The sequence below is a fragment of the Microbacterium sp. NPDC060117 genome (assembly GCF_042729315.1).
Classification (GTDB): Bacteria; Actinomycetota; Actinomycetes; order Actinomycetales; family Microbacteriaceae; genus Microbacterium.
Map to the genome: position 1 here is coordinate 266545 of NZ_JBHWXR010000001.1, position 14736 is coordinate 281280.

Genomic DNA, 14736 nt, shown 5'->3' on the forward strand with positions numbered 1-14736 from the left:
CGGGTGCACCGCCTGCTACGGGCGGACGCCCGGGGGCGCCTCGTCTCCGGTGGTGGTAGAGTGCCTCAACGGATCGTATACAAAGTCGTCGATCCACCCTTCATCTTCCCGAGGTGATCAGTCGTGGCCGCCATTCCCGTCGCTCCCGCAGAGTCCGTCTCGACGCTCGTCGCGCGCAACATCAGCGAGTTCCGCTCCGCCGTGTCCGACTCGTTCGTCCCCCTGCAGGTGAGCGGCGAGGGATCCGCGCCGTTCCGCGGCCTGATCCGCGGCGCTGCCGTCGACGAGGTGCACGTCACCGACCTGCGCGCCTCGCGCCACGTCGTGGAGCGCACTCCCGAGCTCATCGCCCGCGGCGACCGCTCGTACTTCAAGGTGAGCCTGATGCTGGCCGGGACCGGCCTGCTCATCCAGGACGACCGGGAGGCCGTGCTCACCCCCGGCGACCTCGCCGTCTACGACACCGACCGGCCGTACTCGCTCGTGTTCGACGAGGACTTCCGCACCATGGTCGTGATGTTCCCGAAGCATCTGCTGAGCCTGCCGCCGGAGATGATCGGGCAGCTCACCGCCGTGCGCATCTCGGGCCAGGAGGGCTTGGGCGGCATGGTCGTGCCCTATCTGCGTCAGCTCGCGACCAACCTCGACCAGTTGGCCGGCGCGACCGGTGCGCGCCTCGCGCACAGCGCCCTCGACCTCGTCTCCACGGTGTTCACCCGCGAGCTCGGCCTCGACGAGGCGGCGGCCGATCCGCACCGCGCGCTCATGCAGCGCATCCGCGGCCACATCGACCGCAACCTCGCCTCGACCGATCTGGGACCCACCTCCATCGCGGCCGCGCATTTCATCTCCACCCGGCACCTGCACGGCCTGTTCCAGGAGCAGGGCACGACCGTGTCGACCTGGATCCGCACCCGTCGGCTCGAGCAGTGCCGCCGCGATCTGCTGGATCCGATCCTCGCCGACCGCCCCGTCGCGGCGATCGCCGCCCGCTGGGGTTTCGTCGACGCCGCACACTTCAGCCGCGCGTTCAAGACCGCCTACGCCGTCTCCCCGAGCGAGTACCGCGCCACGCACTGAGACCGCTGCCCCTCCCGTGCACGGCATCCCCTCTCAGGCCGGCACGTAGCGCAGCTCGAGGACGCCGCTCGGGTACGGCGTGCTCTGCACGAGCCGCAGCCGCACAGGCGCAGCCTGGTCCGGGAACAGGGCCGTTCCCGCCCCGGCCGCCGCGGGAAGCACCCAGAGCCGGTACTCGTCCACGACGCCGGCGGCGATCAGCGCGCGCTGGAACGAGTCGCCCGCGATCGCGAAGAGGTCCTTGCCGGGCTCGGCCTTGAGCCGCGTGATCTCCTCCGCGAGGTCGCCCGAGGCGATGCTCGCCTCGCCCCACTCATCGACCGAGGTGAGCGTGTGCGAGAAGACCACCTTCGGGATCGCGTTCATCGGAGCGGCGGAGGGATGCTCGGCCACCGGCCAGAACCCCTTCATCGCGTCATACGACGCCCGGCCCATGAGGAAGGCGCCGGCCTCCCACAGCTGCCGGACGTACTCGTCCTCCTGCGCAACGTCGTCGATCGACTCCATCACGCCGCGCATCCCGTTCGCCGCATCGACGCTCTTGCCGTCGATCGACACGTAGTAGCTCAGGATCAGCTTCCGCCCGCTCACCGTCATGGATGCAGTCTGATCCTGTCACTTGTTTTTTGCAAGTAGATTTTCGAGGTCACCGTCTTGCCCCTGGGGGCACGCCGGTTGACTCTCGGCGCGGGATCGGATCCTGATCGTTGAGGCCGATCGGACACGGGAACAGCATGGTTCCACCCCCGCAGTCCGGCGGGGTCAGGGTCGAAGGAGTCCCAGAGTGTCCGATGATGTGACGATTGCCGATCCGCTCTCCGCGACCGAGGAGGGGCTCGACGAGTGGCGCACCTATGACGAGTTCGCGGCCGGGATCGACACGTACCGACTGCCGAACACCGACCTGGCCGGCACGTCGCTGACCCTCGCGCTCGACGGTGGCGAGACGCTCTCGCTCGAGTTCGGCGCCGACGCCGTCACCTGGTCCGGTCTCGGCGCCTCCGGCACCGACCCGTACGATGCGGTATCCGTGCGCGACGATGTCGTGTTCGTGAACCTGCCGCTCGCCTCGCGCGAGCGTGAGGCGCTCACCGTCGTCTACTCGACGACGACGCACCGCGCCACCGTGGTCCGCTCGCGCATCGCCGCCGAGGCGGTCGAGGGCACCCCGCAGGTCGGCCAGGAGTTCTGGGCCGCGACGACCGACGGCGGCGAGCCCACGGGCGAGGTCCCCGGTCCCAGCCGCGATCTCATCGGCAAGCGCAACGTCTACCGCTACAGCCCGCACCACCTGTACGAGCACGTCTACGTCTCCAGCCAGCGCTACGCCTGGCAGTGCCTCGAGGGGGTGCAGCGCGGCCACGGCGACATGGACCTCTCCACGGTGTGGAAGTTCGCCGACGGCCTCTACCTGTTCTGCTTCCGTGAATTCCGGATCGCTGTCGCGAGTGTGTGGCTGCACGACCTCGGCTACCAGCTGATGACGACCGGTGTCTTCCTGGGCCTCAACGGCGAGGGCGCCTCGGAGCACTCCCGCGGCGGCGGCCACATCTACCCGCTCGGCTCGGTCTCCTACCCCGACGCCCAGCCCGTCTGACTCCGCCGATCCCCGTGAGCAGCCTCCCGCACGGCCGCCTCACGGCATCCGCCGACCCCGCGACCCCTGAGGAGCAACCTGCCATGACCAACGCCGACATCATCCGCGCCCACTACGACGCCAGCGACCGCGGCGACGTCGACGGCATGCTCGCGCCGTTGCGTGACGACGTGCGCTGGACGGAGGCGGCGGGATTCCCGTACGCCGGCACATATGTGGGCCCGGATGCCGTGGCCGAGAACGTCTTCTCCCGCCTTCAGGACGACTGGGACGACTACACGCTCGCCGTGGACGAGGTCGTCGATGGCGGCGACACCGTGATCGGCATCGGCACCTACTCCGGCACCTACAAGCGCACCGGACGCTTCTTCGCGGCCCGCGTCGCGCACGTGTGGCGGTTCGAGGACGGCGAGGTCGTGGCCTTCGAGCAGTTCACCGACACCGAGATGGTCTCCCGCGCGATCCGCGACTGAACGCTCACCGCACCATCGCGTCCGCGCACAGCCGCACACCACGCACAGCATCAGGCATCACCGCACCGACCTGCACCACACCGCGGGGTCCGTCCCGCACCCGAGAAGACAGGAATCACATGAACAAGCGCATCACCGCCGCAGCAGCGCTGCTCGCCGCGGGCATGCTGGCTCTGGCCGGCTGTTCCGGCGACGGCGGATCCGGATCCGGCTCGTCCGACCCGATCGTCGTCGGATCCGTGAACACGATCTCCGGGCCCGCCACGTTCCCCGAGGCGTCCCAGGCGGCGAAGGCCGTGTTCGACAAGTTCAACGCCGACGGCGGCCTGAACGGCCGCAAGATCGATTACAAGGCCCTCGACGACAAGGGCGACCCCGCCACCGCCACCGCGAACGCCCGCGAGATCGTCGGCTCGGACAACGCGGTCGCGATGGTCGGTTCCGCGAGCCTCATCGAGTGCGATCTGAACAAGAAGTACTACGAGCAGGAGGGGATCCTCTCGATCCCCGGCATCGGCGTCGACACGGGCTGCTTCGACAGCAAGAACATCTCGCCGGCCAACGTCGGCCCGTACAACGACATGACCCTGACCCTGCTGTACGGATCGGAGCAGCTCAAGCTCGACAACATCTGCGTGCTGCTCGAGATCGCCGGATCCACCCGCCCGACCTACCAGGCCGCGATCGACAGCTGGACCAAGATCACCGGCAAGAAGCCCCTCTACGTCGACGACACCGTGCCGTACGGCGCGAGCGACTACACGCCCTACATCGTCAAGGCCAAGCAGGCAGGCTGCAAGGCGCTGGCGATCAACCCGGTCGAACCCGACGCGATCGGGCAGGTCAAGGCCGCCAACGCACAGGGCTGGAACGACGTCACCTGGCTCTACCTGACCAGCGTCTACAGCGAGAACTTCGCCAAGGCGATCGACAACGCCGGCGCCGGCATCTACGTCCCTGCGGAGTTCTACCCGTTCACCGAGGAGAACGACGTGAACAAGGACTGGCGCGACCTGATGACGAAGAACAACATCCCGTTGACCTCCTTCAGCCAGGGCGGCTATCTCGCCGCGACCTACTTCATCCAGGCGCTGAAGTCGGTCAAGGGCGACATCACCCGCGAGTCGGTCTCGGAGGCGATCAAGAACATGCCCGCCGTCGACAACAAGATGATCGGCGACCCGTACAAGTTCGGCACGATCCCGACCGCCGGCTGGCCGATCGAGCTCAAGAGCGGCACCCACGCGTGGGAGAAGGTCGCCGACGACTGGTACCGGATCCCGAAGAAGTAGTCATCCCGGGGTCGTTGAGCGAGCACCGGCGGAGCCGGGGCGAGACGAAACGCGGTCTCTCGCGGAGTCGCCGCGTTTCGTCTCGGTCGCCTGCGGCGTCCTCGCTCAACGACCACCCGAAAGGAAGTGGCATCATGCTCGAAGGAGCCCTGGCGGGGCTCGCGGCCGGCGGCCTGTACGCCGTGCTCGGAGTCTGCCTCACCCTCATGGCCCGGCTGGTCCGGGTCGTCAACTTCGCCCAGGCGGCGACCGGCATGTTCGGCGGCTTCTGCGCCGTGTGGCTCGTCACCAAGGCGGGCATGCCGGTGTGGATCGGATCCGTTCTCGGCGTGCTGATCGGCGGCGTGCTCGCCGCTGCGATCGGCTGGATCGCCGCCACGTGGCTCTCCGAGGCTTCCACGACCACCCGCTCGGCGATGACGGTGGGGCCGCTGCTGCTGCTGATCTCGCTCTCGTTCATCCTCTTCGGCAACAAGCCGCAGCCGTTCACGCCGATCATCGCCGGCCCGGCGTTCTCGGTCGGCGGCGTCGTGATCAGCCAGGTGACCGTGTGGACGGTGGGCATGGCTGTCGTCGTCGCGGTCGGGGTGCACTTCCTGCTCACCCGCACCCGGATCGGCACCCAGCTGCGCGCGCTGTCCGAGCGCCCGACCACGGCCGAGCTGCTCGGGATCCGCTCCCGCCCCCTGTCGATCGCGGTCTGGTTCGTGACCGGCGTCATCAGCGCGATCGCGATTGTGATCGTGGCTCCCTCGCAGTCCAACGACGCCACCAGCCTGTCGCTGCTGATCATCCCCGCGGCGGCTGCCGCCCTGCTCGGCGGCTTCAAGCGCCTCGACCTCACCGTGGTCGGCGGACTCGTGCTGGGCGTGCTCGGCGGACTCGTCGCACAGATCAACGAGATCTCGCTCGTGCGCAACTTCCTCCCGTTCCTGTTCATCGTGGTCCTGCTGCTGTGGACCCAGCGCAAGGAGGTGTGGGATGCCGCACGCTGAGCCGCTCTCGCCCACCCGTCCGTCCGTTCCGCTCCTGCAGCGGCCGGTCGTCCGCATCGTCTGGCCCTTCGTCGTGGGAGCCCTGGCGATCCTCGTCGGGCTCCTGCTCTCCAACGCCCTGCCCGGCTACTTCGTCTACCTCGCGATCAGCGCGGTGATCGCCGCCATCGCGATCATGGGCCTCGGGGTCGTCACCGGCTCCGCCGGCATGATCGCGCTGTGCCAGCTGACGTTCGCCGCGATCGGCGCCTGGATCGTGGCGCTCATGAACATCTGGCACGCGCCGGGCGGCTTCATCGTCTGGCTCGTGCTGGGAGCCCTCGTCGCGGGCGTCGCCGGCATCCTGGTCGGTCTGCCCGCACTGCGCCTGCGCGGCGTCAACCTCGCGGTCGTCACTCTGGGGTTCGCCGCCGCGGCGGACGTCACGCTCGTGCAGATCCAGTTCCCGGGATCCGCCGAAGCCATCTCGATCGACCGCCCTGCGATGTTCTCGAACGACAAGAAGTTCTTCTTCCTGTCGATCATCGTGCTCGTCGTATGCGCCCTGATCGTGTTCTTCCTGCAGCGCAGCCGCTGGGGGGCGAGCTGGAAGGCCGTCGCGTTCTCCGAGCGCGGCACGGCCGCCGCGGGACAGAGCGTGCAAGTCGCCAAGCTCACCGCGTTCGCGGTGTCGGCCGCTCTCGGCGGTGTGGCCGGAGGCCTGCTGGCGGGCCAGGTGCAGCTGCCGTTCGCGGCGAGCTTCACGCCCCTGCAGTCGCTCGCGCTCTACGTGCTCGCGATCATGAGCGGCGCGCACCTCATCGACATGGCCGTGTTCGGCGGCATCCTGTGGGTGCTGGTGCCGGAGCTGCTCAAGCGCTGGCACATCCCGCAGGACTGGGGCTTCGTGATCTTCGGCGTCCTCGGCGTGCAGGCACTGACGAGCGGTACCAGCCTGGGCCAAGGCATCCGCAACCTCGTCTGGAAGCGGCAGGACCGCCGCACGGCGAACGCGGCGCTCACCGCGCTGCCGCCGGACGCGGCCGACGATGCCGAGCAGATCCGCACCACGACCACGGCCACCCTCGACCCTGCGCTGCTGAGCGGCGAGCCTGTCCTGACCGTGGAGCACCTGACCGTGGAGTTCGGCGCCCTGAAGGCGCTCGACGACGTGTCGTTCTCCGTGCCCGAGGCCTCGATCATGGGCCTCATCGGTCCGAACGGCGCGGGCAAGTCGACCTTCGTCGACGCGATCAGCGGATTCCTGCCCAAGCACGGCGGACGGGTACTGCTCGGCGGGCGCGACCTCGCCGGCCTCTCCCCCACGCGCCGCGCACGGCTCGGCCTGCGCCGCACGTTCCAGCAGGATCGGGTTCCCCCGCTGCTCACGGTGGGCGGGTACGTGCGCTTCGTCGCCCGGCGCCGACTGTCCGCGGCGGACATCGAAGAGACCCTGGCGTTCTTCGGCTGCCCGCCGGCGCGCGCGCGGCTGTCCAGCGTCGATGTCGGCACCCGGCGGCTGGTCGAGGTGGCCGCGGCCCTGCTCTCGAGTCCGCGGCTGCTGATCCTCGACGAACCCGCCGCCGGGCTCTCGCACGACGAGCACCTCGCGCTGGCCGCGCGCCTGAGGGAGCTGCCGCAGCGGTTCGGTGTGGCGCTCATCATCATCGAGCACGATCTCGACCTGGTCCGCTCGGTGTGCCCGATGCTCACCGTGCTGAACTTCGGCAAGGTGCTCGCCACCGGTCCGCAGGACGAGGTGCTCGCCGACCCCGACGTCGTCAAGGCCTACATGGGAGAGACGGAGCTGCTGTCATGAGCGAACTGGTGCTGGACGGCGTCACGGTCAGCCGCGGCGCGGGGCCGGTGATCTCCGACGTGTCGCTCACCGTGCGCGGCGGCGAGGTGCTCGCCCTGGTCGGTCCCAACGGCGCGGGCAAGACGAGTCTCATCGAGTCGATCTCCGGCGTGGTCGGCCATTCCGCCGGCTCGCTCAGCCTCGACGGCGAACGCATCGACAAGCTCTCCCGGGTGTCGCGGGCACGCAAGGGCATCGTGCACATCGAGCAGGGCCGGGCGGTGTTCCCGTCGCTGACGGTGCGCGAGAACCTGTCGCTCACCGCGCGCACGCCCGCCGAGCTCGAGGCGGCGCTCGCGCCCTTCCCGGAGCTCGAGAAGCGCATCGACTCCGCGACGGCCCTGCTCTCGGGCGGCGAGCAGCAGATGGTGGTGCTCGCCCGCGCCTTCGCAGCGAAGCCCAAGATCCTGCTCATCGACGAGATGTCGCTCGGTCTCGCGCCCGTCGTGTTCATGCGGCTGGTACCGATCGTGCAGTCGATCGCGGAGTCCGGAGTGGGAGTGCTGCTCGTGGAGCAGTTCACCCAGCTCGCGCTCGGCATCGCCCGCGAGGCGGTTGTCGTCGCCGGCGGGCACGTGTCGTTCCAGGGCACCGCGGAGGATCTGCAGGCGGATCCGCAGCTGCTGCACCGGGCGTATCTGGGCGGCTAGACGGAGCCGCAGCTGCCGCACCAGGCGTGTCCGGGCGGCTAGACGGAGCCGCAGCTGCTGCACCAGGCGTGTCCGGGCGGCTAGACGGAGCCGCCCGGATGCCGATCAGGACGCGGCCGGATCCAGCGAGAAGGTCATCGCACGATGCCAGCTCCCGTTGGCCGTCTCGGCGAGCAGCGCCACCTGCGTCGCGGTTCCTTCGATCGGCAGCTCGGCTCGAAGCCGACCAAGGACGGTCGATGCGGGAGCCTCGATCACCAGTGCTGTCCGGGCCATCCGACGATGCTAGATGACCCCGCCGTCGGCTCCCCTTCTCCGCCTCGAGTTTCGTGATCTGTTTGTGATCTTTTCCGCGCCTGATCTGGTTCTTTCGGGGTCTGGAATGTCGGTGGCCCCGGGTTGAATGGGGGTATGACGAGCTCGACCGACACAGTGGTGGATCCCGGCGTGGACCCGGTGGATCCGGTCGTCGTGCTCGCCGCGCTCGTGGACGGGTTAGGGACCACAGAAGCCACGATCATCCGGTTGCAGGCGCTGAAGGAAGCGCATCTCGCCGTCGCCCAGCGCCTCGCCGAGAACCTTGCCGCGGCCGACGGGCCCGTGCGCGGCGAGTCGGCCGATCTCGCGTCTCGCAGTGTCGCGGCAGAACTGGCGGGGGTGCTGCACGTGTCGGACCGGGTCATGCAGGCACGGATGGCCCGCGCCGCAGAACTCGTCAACCGGTACCCGGCGACGATGCAGGCGTTCACCGACGCGCGGATCGGGCCGGCGCATGTGCGGCAGATCCAAGACGCCGGAGCACGCCTGGACGACACGGCGCGGGGAGAGTTCGAGCAGGTTGCGGTCGCCGCCTCGATCGGGGAGACCCCGCACCGGGCGAAGCGGGTGATCGAGCGGGTCGCGGAACGGCTCGCCCCGCGCAGCCTGACCGAGCGGCACCGGGAGGCGCAAGAACAGCGTCGGGTGTGGCGGGAGGACCTCCCGGATGGGCAGAAGATGCTCGGGTTGATCCACGCGGCCGCGGTGATCGACGGGATCTACGACCGTCTCAGCCAGCAGGCCCGGACGGTGCAGGTCGCGAACGCCCAGGGGCGGAAGGATGCCGCTGCCGGGTCGGGTTCTGATCCTGACGGTGTCGGTGATGCCGCCGATGACCGTGTGATCGATCAGCTGCGCGCGGACCTGTGCGCCGACACCCTGCTCACCGGCGCGCCGTCCGGGCACGACACCGCGGACGGACTGCTATCGGCGATCCAGGCACGGGTCGAGATCACCGTGCCCGTACTCACCCTGATGAAGACTGACGGCGACGCGACCCGAACGGCGGCGGGCGCGATCGGATCACTGACGGGCGCGAGCGGTTCACCGGCAGGCGGCAGCCCCGCGTTCGGCATCCGCGCCGAGCAGCCCGGGGAACTCGCCGGCGGGCAGCCCATCGACACCCACACCGCCCGCGTCCTCGCCGGCGCAGCCACCGCCTGGGAACGGGTACTCACGCACCCGGCCACGGGGGCGATCCTCGCCGTCGACCACTACCGGCCCAACACCGACCTGCGACGACTCCTGCATGCGAGGGATTCCCGATGCCGATTCCCGACCTGCGGACTCCCACCCACAGCACACGACCTCGACCACACGATTGACGCCGCCCACGGCGGACCCACCGAGGAAGGCAACCTCGGCGGACTCTGCCGCCGACACCACGTGCTGAAGCACCAGACCGCCTGGAAAGTGAAACAACGCGGCGCCGGGATCCTCGAATGGACCAGCCCGGCCGGATCCACCTACATCGACAAGCCGCCCGCGCCCGTCACCTTCACCATCGACGAACCCGCACCCGAACCCGACTCACCACCCGCCGCAGATGCACCATTCTGAACGACGACGACCCCTGTTCTGGCCAGCGCCGTCACGGAGACGACTCGTTCCCGGCGACCCGCGCACAAAAGCCACAAAGATCAGGCCACGCAGCAGCAAGGTCTCAGAGAGCCACCCGCTGCATCTCAGGAGTGCACAGCCCCTCAGGAGAAGGTGCGCCCGTTCCAGCGAAGCCATCCGCTCTGGTGCTGCCCCGACGGATCATGGTGCGTCCAGTGCACCGTCCCGCCTTTGTCGCTCCACTCGTAGTCGCCGAGGAAGTCGACGCGGTCGCCCTTCGACAGCCCGTCGAGACGCGGGGCGATGTCGATGTTGTGGGCGATGAGGATCGAGACGCCTCCGGGCGTGGTGAGGATGAACTTCTGATGCCGCGACCCGTCGAGGTCATCCGCCAAGATGCGGGAGACGACGCCGGTGCCCTGCACCTCCACCCCACTGCGATGCTCGTCGAACAGAGCGCGGACGGGATCGTCAGCCGATCCGCCCTCGGATCCGGAGGCCGCCGGTCCCGCGGTCGCGGACGGAGACGTCGCCACGGCTGCGGGCAGGGTGCCGGGTATCCCTCCCCGTCCGATCACCATCACCGCGAGCGCCACCAGTGCCACCACGACGACGACCGTCGTCCACCGCGCCCTCCGAGTCACGGCGCCCAGCCTAGACCGCGAGCTCGACGCGGGACGACGGTGGAACGACCGCGAAACGACCGCGAGCTCGACGCGGAACGACCGCGCGCCCGCTGCCGCGCCCGCCGGGCGTACGATGCGCGCATGACGTTGGAGCGCTGGCGGCGGATCACCGAGTGGCCGCTCATCGTCGCGTCCCTGCTCTTCCTCGTCACCTACTCGATCCAGGTGATCGTGGATCCCCGAGGAGACGTCGGCGCCCTGCTCGAAGACCTGCTCTGGGTCTCGTGGGGCACCTTCCTCATCGACTACATCGTAAGCCTCGTGATCGCGCCGCGGCGCTGGCACTGGTTCCTCACGCACCTGTTCAACCTGGCGACCGTCGTGCTGCCGATGCTCCGCCCGCTCCGGGTGCTGCGCGTGGTCACCCTGCTCGCTGTGCTGCAGCGCACCGCAGGCCGTGCCGTACGCGGGCAGATCGTCATCTACGTGACAGGCGCGACGCTGCTCGTCGTCTACGTCGCATCCCTCGCGGTGCTCGACGCGGAGCGCGCCGGCGGTGGCAGCATCTCCACGTTCCCCGACGCGCTCTGGTGGGCGTTCACGACCATCACGACCGTCGGCTACGGCGACCTCGCGCCCATCACCCTCGAGGGCCGGGTGATCGCCGTCGGGCTCATGCTCAGCGGCATCGCCCTGCTCGGTGTCGTCTCGGCGACCTTCGCCTCGTGGATCGTCGAGCAGGTGTCGGCCGAGAACACCAGCCGCCAGGCGGCCACGGTCGCACACGTCGATGCGCTCCGCGCCGAGATCGCCGAGCTGCGCACGGTGCTCGCCCGGATGGATCCGACCCTGCGGTCGACCGACGCCAGAGCATCGACCGCCGCCGACCCGGACGGTCCTGATCCCCTCGCGCCGAAGGGCTGAGCGAGCGGACGCCGAATCCGCGTCCGGGCCCTCGCCTCCGGCGCGCTCCTACATGCCGGCGTGCTCGAACGCGGTCGTGGGCAGATCGACGATGTGCGCACCGCCGTCGACGACCAGCACGGATCCGGTCATGTACGACGACTCGCTGGATCCGAGGAAGCGCACCACGGCCGCGATCTCGGCGGGCTGCGCCGGGCGGTGCAACGGTACGTCGGCCGTGACGGTGGCGTACGCCTCCTCGCGCGATGCGAGCCCGGCGTGCTCGGCGAACTCGTCCATCTCCTCGTCCGCCATCGGCGTCTGCACCCACCCCGGGCAGACCGCGTTCACCCGCACCCCGTGCTTGCCATAGTCGCGGGCGAGCGTGCGGGTGAGACCGATCAGCGCGTGCTTGCCGACCGTGTACCCCGCGACCGAAGGGCCAGCGAAGAGTCCGGCGAGCGAGGAGATCACGACGATCTGCCCCTTCGCCTCGATGAGCGCCGGCAGCGCCTCGCGGGCCATCACGAACGCCGTGGTGAGATTCGCGCGGATCGCGCCCTCCCAGCCGGCGTCGTCCGTCTCCCCCACCGGAGCGAAGCCGTGTCCGCCCGCGTTGGCGATGAGCACGTCGATGCGTCCGAACGTCGCGAGCACCTCCCCGACGGCTCGCTTCGCGTCCTCGGTCGATGCGGCATCGGCGATCACGGGATGCGCACCCACGGCGCGCTCGACCTCGCGCAGCGGCGCCTCACGGCGGCCGACCACGACGACGTGCGCGCCCTCCGCGGCGTAGCGGGCGGCGATCGCGGCGCCGATGCCGGTGCCGCCACCGGTGATGACGACGACGCGTCCGGTGGATCCGTTGGTGGTCATGGGGTCTCCTGTCGTGGAAAGCGGTAGGTCGCGAAAGGGGGAAGTCGAGAAGCAGGGATCGCAGGCGAGGTCAGGCCGGGAACCCGGAGCGGGCGCTGTAGCCGAAGTCGCTGAGGATGCCGGACCCGTTCACCGCGCGGGCGCGCGGAGAGGCGAGGTACACGACGTGCGCGGCGATCTCCTCGGCGGTCTGCACGGGGAAGGCAGGGGCGGCGAACGCCTCGTCGCCGAGGTCGCCGCGGCTCATCGGGGTGTCCACGATCGACGGCGACACTGTCGTCACCCGCACGTCATCGCCTGCGAGATCGACGCTGAGCGCCCGCCCGAACTGGACGAGGGCGGCCTTCGACGCGCAGTACGGCGCCATGCCGGGCGATGCCACGAAGGCGGAGTCGCTCGCCACCAGCACGACCGAGGCGGCGGGTGCCGCACGCAGCGCGGGCAACGCGGCCCGCAGCACGAGGAACGCACCGGTCACGTTGACGGCGAAGACGGCCTGCCACTCGGCGAGGGAGGTCTCGTCGATGCCGGACCCGACGGGGCCCGAGATCCCGGCACAGCACACCACCGTGTGCAGCACCCCGAACACCGAGACGGCTTCGGCGACGGCCGCGCCGACTGCGACCTCGTCCGTGACGTCGGCGATGAGGGGCACGGAGCCGGAACAGGACGCCGCGGTCTCCGCGAGTCCGGCGGCGGAGCGGTCCAGCAGCGCGACCCGCACGCCCTCGGCGGCGAGCGCCTGAGCGACCGCACGCCCGATCCCTCCGGCGGCACCGGTGACCAGCGCGGCCCTCCCCTGCAGCTGCAGCTCCATCGCCGCTCCCTCCGTGGTGCGGAGCCGGCCAGACCGACCGGCTCCGTTCCGCCATCCTGCTCCGTCGACGAAGCCGGATCGAGGGGGCGTGCGACGGCTGTGCACGCTGACACCATCGTCCTTCACTCATGGGCAAGCCCGCCGCGCCGGGGAGGGGCAGACTCGGCAGAGTCCGATAATGCCCGTCTTCCCGCAGCACAACGTCCGCGCTGCGCCCGCCCGCCCAGGCCGGAAGAACGCGCCGTCACCGAGCGAAGGAGCCGACGTGACCGCTGAACAAACCCAACAGACCCACACCGCCTTGCGGCAGGGAGCCCTCGGTGTCGCCGGGATCGTCTTCCTGGTCCTCGCCGCCGTCGCCCCGCTCACGGGCATCGTCGTCGTCGCGTCCCTCGCGATCGCGCTGGGCAACGGCGGCGGCGCGCCGATGTCCTTCTTCCTCGTCGCCGCGATCCTGCTGCTGTTCGCCGTCGGATACGCGCAGATGTCCAAGCAGCTCGTGAACGCCGGCGGCTTCTACGCCTTCGTCGTGAAGGGCCTCGGCCGCACCGGCGGGCTGATCGCCGGCCTCATCGCCACCCTCGGCTACAACTTCTTCGTGGTCGGGACGATCGGCACCAGCGGCTTCTTCATGCAGTCGATCATCAAGGAGCTCACGGGCTTCGACATGAGCTGGATCCTCTGGGGCCTGCTCTCGATCGCCGTGTGCTTCGTGCTCGCGCGCATCGGCGTCGACTTCTCCTCCAAGGTGCTCGGCGTCTGCCTCGTGCTCGAGACGACGATGCTGCTCGTCTTCGACGTGTCGGTGTTCGTGCAGAAGGGGTTCTCCTTCGCCGCATTCAGCCCGGAATGGGTGTTCTCCGGCTCGCTCCCGATCGGCATGCTGCTCGCGGCGACCGGCTTCCTCGGCTTCGAGGCGACGGCGCTGTTCAGCGAGGAGGCCAAGCAGCCGCTGCGCACGATCCCGCGCGCCACCTACACCGCGATCATCGCGATCGGCGTCATCCTCGGCGTCACGACCTGGGCGGTCGTCAGCGCGATCGGCGTGCCGGACGCGCAGGCCGTCGCGGTCAAGCACCTGCCCACGGGCGACCTGATCTTCATGCTGGCGCAGCAGTACCTCGGCGGCCCGCTCACCACGGTCATGATGATCCTGCTGCTGGTCAGCCTGTTCGCCGCGATGCTCGCCTTCCACAACTCCGCGAGCCGATACCTGTACGCGCTCGGCCGCGCCCGCATCCTGCCCCGTGCGCTCGCCCGCACCCGGGCCGGAGGGTCGCCGGCGATCGCCGGCATCGTGCAGGCAGGCTTCTCGGCGATCGTCGCCGTGATCTTCTTCGTCGCCGGTGCGGATCCGATCGTGCAGGTCGTGCCGGCCATGCTCGGCTTCGGCACGCTCAGCGTGCTGATCCTTCAGGGCCTCGCCGCCCTGTCGATCGTCGTGTACTTCCGTCGACAGCACGACACCCGCTGGTGGAGCACCTTCATCGCTCCGGGGATCGGCTTCCTCGGCATCGCGGCGATCTCGGTCCTCGCGATCTTCAACTTCAACATCGTCGCCGGATCCGAGGAGCTCTGGATCAACCTGCTGCCGCTGCTGCTGGTGCTCGCCGTGATCGGGGGCATCGTCTACGCGCAGTACCTGAAGCGCAGCAGGCCCGCCGTCTACGACGGCCTTGCCGCCGACCTCGAGCAGTTCAGCACGCGCTGAT

Annotated in this window: 15 protein-coding genes; 10 read left to right on the plus strand and 5 right to left on the minus strand. The window is 69.6% G+C overall.

The window, feature by feature from the left end; translation table 11 throughout:
* The first annotated feature begins 123 nt into the window (after positions 1-123).
* Complete coding sequence (locus ACFWCK_RS01170) at positions 124-1080, plus strand: helix-turn-helix domain-containing protein (protein WP_233312572.1); 957 nt, start codon at positions 124-126, stop codon at positions 1078-1080.
* A gap of 33 nt (positions 1081-1113) precedes the next feature.
* Here the strand turns inward: ACFWCK_RS01170 and ACFWCK_RS01175 are convergent, their stop codons facing one another.
* Positions 1114-1677, minus strand: coding sequence for a dihydrofolate reductase family protein (locus ACFWCK_RS01175; protein ID WP_378804160.1), 564 nt, complete (start codon positions 1675-1677; stop codon positions 1114-1116).
* 187 nt (positions 1678-1864) lie between these two features.
* Here ACFWCK_RS01175 and ACFWCK_RS01180 point away from each other — a divergent pair, with 187 nt between their 5' ends.
* The 6 genes from ACFWCK_RS01180 to ACFWCK_RS01205 all read left to right on the plus strand — a co-directional run bounded on the left by ACFWCK_RS01180 (position 1865) and on the right by ACFWCK_RS01205 (position 7924).
* Entirely contained in the window at positions 1865-2677 is an 813-nt protein-coding gene (locus ACFWCK_RS01180; protein WP_378804161.1) for a MoaF C-terminal domain-containing protein, read from the plus strand.
* 83 nt (positions 2678-2760) lie between these two features.
* Complete coding sequence (locus ACFWCK_RS01185) at positions 2761-3150, plus strand: nuclear transport factor 2 family protein (protein ID WP_378804162.1); 390 nt, start codon at positions 2761-2763, stop codon at positions 3148-3150.
* A gap of 119 nt (positions 3151-3269) precedes the next feature.
* Positions 3270-4442, plus strand: coding sequence for an ABC transporter substrate-binding protein (locus ACFWCK_RS01190; protein WP_233312568.1), 1173 nt, complete (start codon positions 3270-3272; stop codon positions 4440-4442).
* A 134-nt stretch (positions 4443-4576) separates the two neighbouring features.
* On the plus strand, positions 4577-5437 hold the full coding sequence (locus ACFWCK_RS01195) for a branched-chain amino acid ABC transporter permease (RefSeq protein ID WP_378804163.1): 861 nt from the start codon (positions 4577-4579) through the stop codon (positions 5435-5437).
* Positions 5424-7235: an ATP-binding cassette domain-containing protein gene (locus ACFWCK_RS01200; RefSeq protein WP_378804164.1), complete on the plus strand. Its 1812-nt coding sequence runs from the start codon at positions 5424-5426 to the stop codon at positions 7233-7235. The genes ACFWCK_RS01195 and ACFWCK_RS01200 overlap by 14 nt, the downstream gene beginning before the upstream one ends.
* Entirely contained in the window at positions 7232-7924 is a 693-nt protein-coding gene (locus tag ACFWCK_RS01205; protein ID WP_378804165.1) for an ABC transporter ATP-binding protein, read from the plus strand. Before ACFWCK_RS01200 ends, ACFWCK_RS01205 begins: the two co-directional genes overlap by 4 nt.
* 105 nt (positions 7925-8029) lie before the next feature.
* On the opposite strand, the gene ACFWCK_RS01210 is transcribed toward ACFWCK_RS01205, so the two are convergent.
* Positions 8030-8200 (minus strand): hypothetical protein, encoded by a 171-nt coding sequence (locus ACFWCK_RS01210; RefSeq protein WP_378804166.1) that lies wholly within the window; start codon positions 8198-8200, stop codon positions 8030-8032.
* Positions 8201-8335: 135 nt separating this feature from the next.
* On the opposite strand from ACFWCK_RS01210, the gene ACFWCK_RS01215 reads away from it, so the two are divergent.
* On the plus strand, positions 8336-9802 hold the full coding sequence (locus ACFWCK_RS01215) for a DUF222 domain-containing protein (RefSeq protein WP_378804167.1): 1467 nt from the start codon (positions 8336-8338) through the stop codon (positions 9800-9802).
* 143 nt (positions 9803-9945) lie between these two features.
* Here the strand turns inward: ACFWCK_RS01215 and ACFWCK_RS01220 are convergent, their stop codons facing one another.
* The gene (locus tag ACFWCK_RS01220) at positions 9946-10446 is read right to left on the minus strand and encodes a DUF3465 domain-containing protein (protein ID WP_378804168.1); all 501 of its coding nucleotides are present in this window, start codon (positions 10444-10446) and stop codon (positions 9946-9948) included.
* Positions 10447-10569: 123 nt separating this feature from the next.
* On the opposite strand from ACFWCK_RS01220, the gene ACFWCK_RS01225 reads away from it, so the two are divergent.
* A complete protein-coding gene (locus tag ACFWCK_RS01225; protein WP_378804169.1) occupies positions 10570-11352 on the plus strand; it encodes a potassium channel family protein in 783 nt (260 codons plus the stop codon).
* A gap of 48 nt (positions 11353-11400) precedes the next feature.
* Here the strand turns inward: ACFWCK_RS01225 and ACFWCK_RS01230 are convergent, their stop codons facing one another.
* Entirely contained in the window at positions 11401-12207 is an 807-nt protein-coding gene (locus ACFWCK_RS01230; protein WP_378804170.1) for an SDR family NAD(P)-dependent oxidoreductase, read from the minus strand.
* Between the two features lie 70 nt (positions 12208-12277).
* Positions 12278-13024: an SDR family NAD(P)-dependent oxidoreductase gene (locus ACFWCK_RS01235; protein WP_378804171.1), complete on the minus strand. Its 747-nt coding sequence runs from the start codon at positions 13022-13024 to the stop codon at positions 12278-12280.
* A gap of 265 nt (positions 13025-13289) precedes the next feature.
* Here ACFWCK_RS01235 and ACFWCK_RS01240 point away from each other — a divergent pair, with 265 nt between their 5' ends.
* A complete protein-coding gene (locus ACFWCK_RS01240) occupies positions 13290-14735 on the plus strand; it encodes an APC family permease (RefSeq protein ID WP_233312558.1) in 1446 nt (481 codons plus the stop codon).
* The last annotated feature ends 1 nt before the right edge of the window (position 14736 follow it).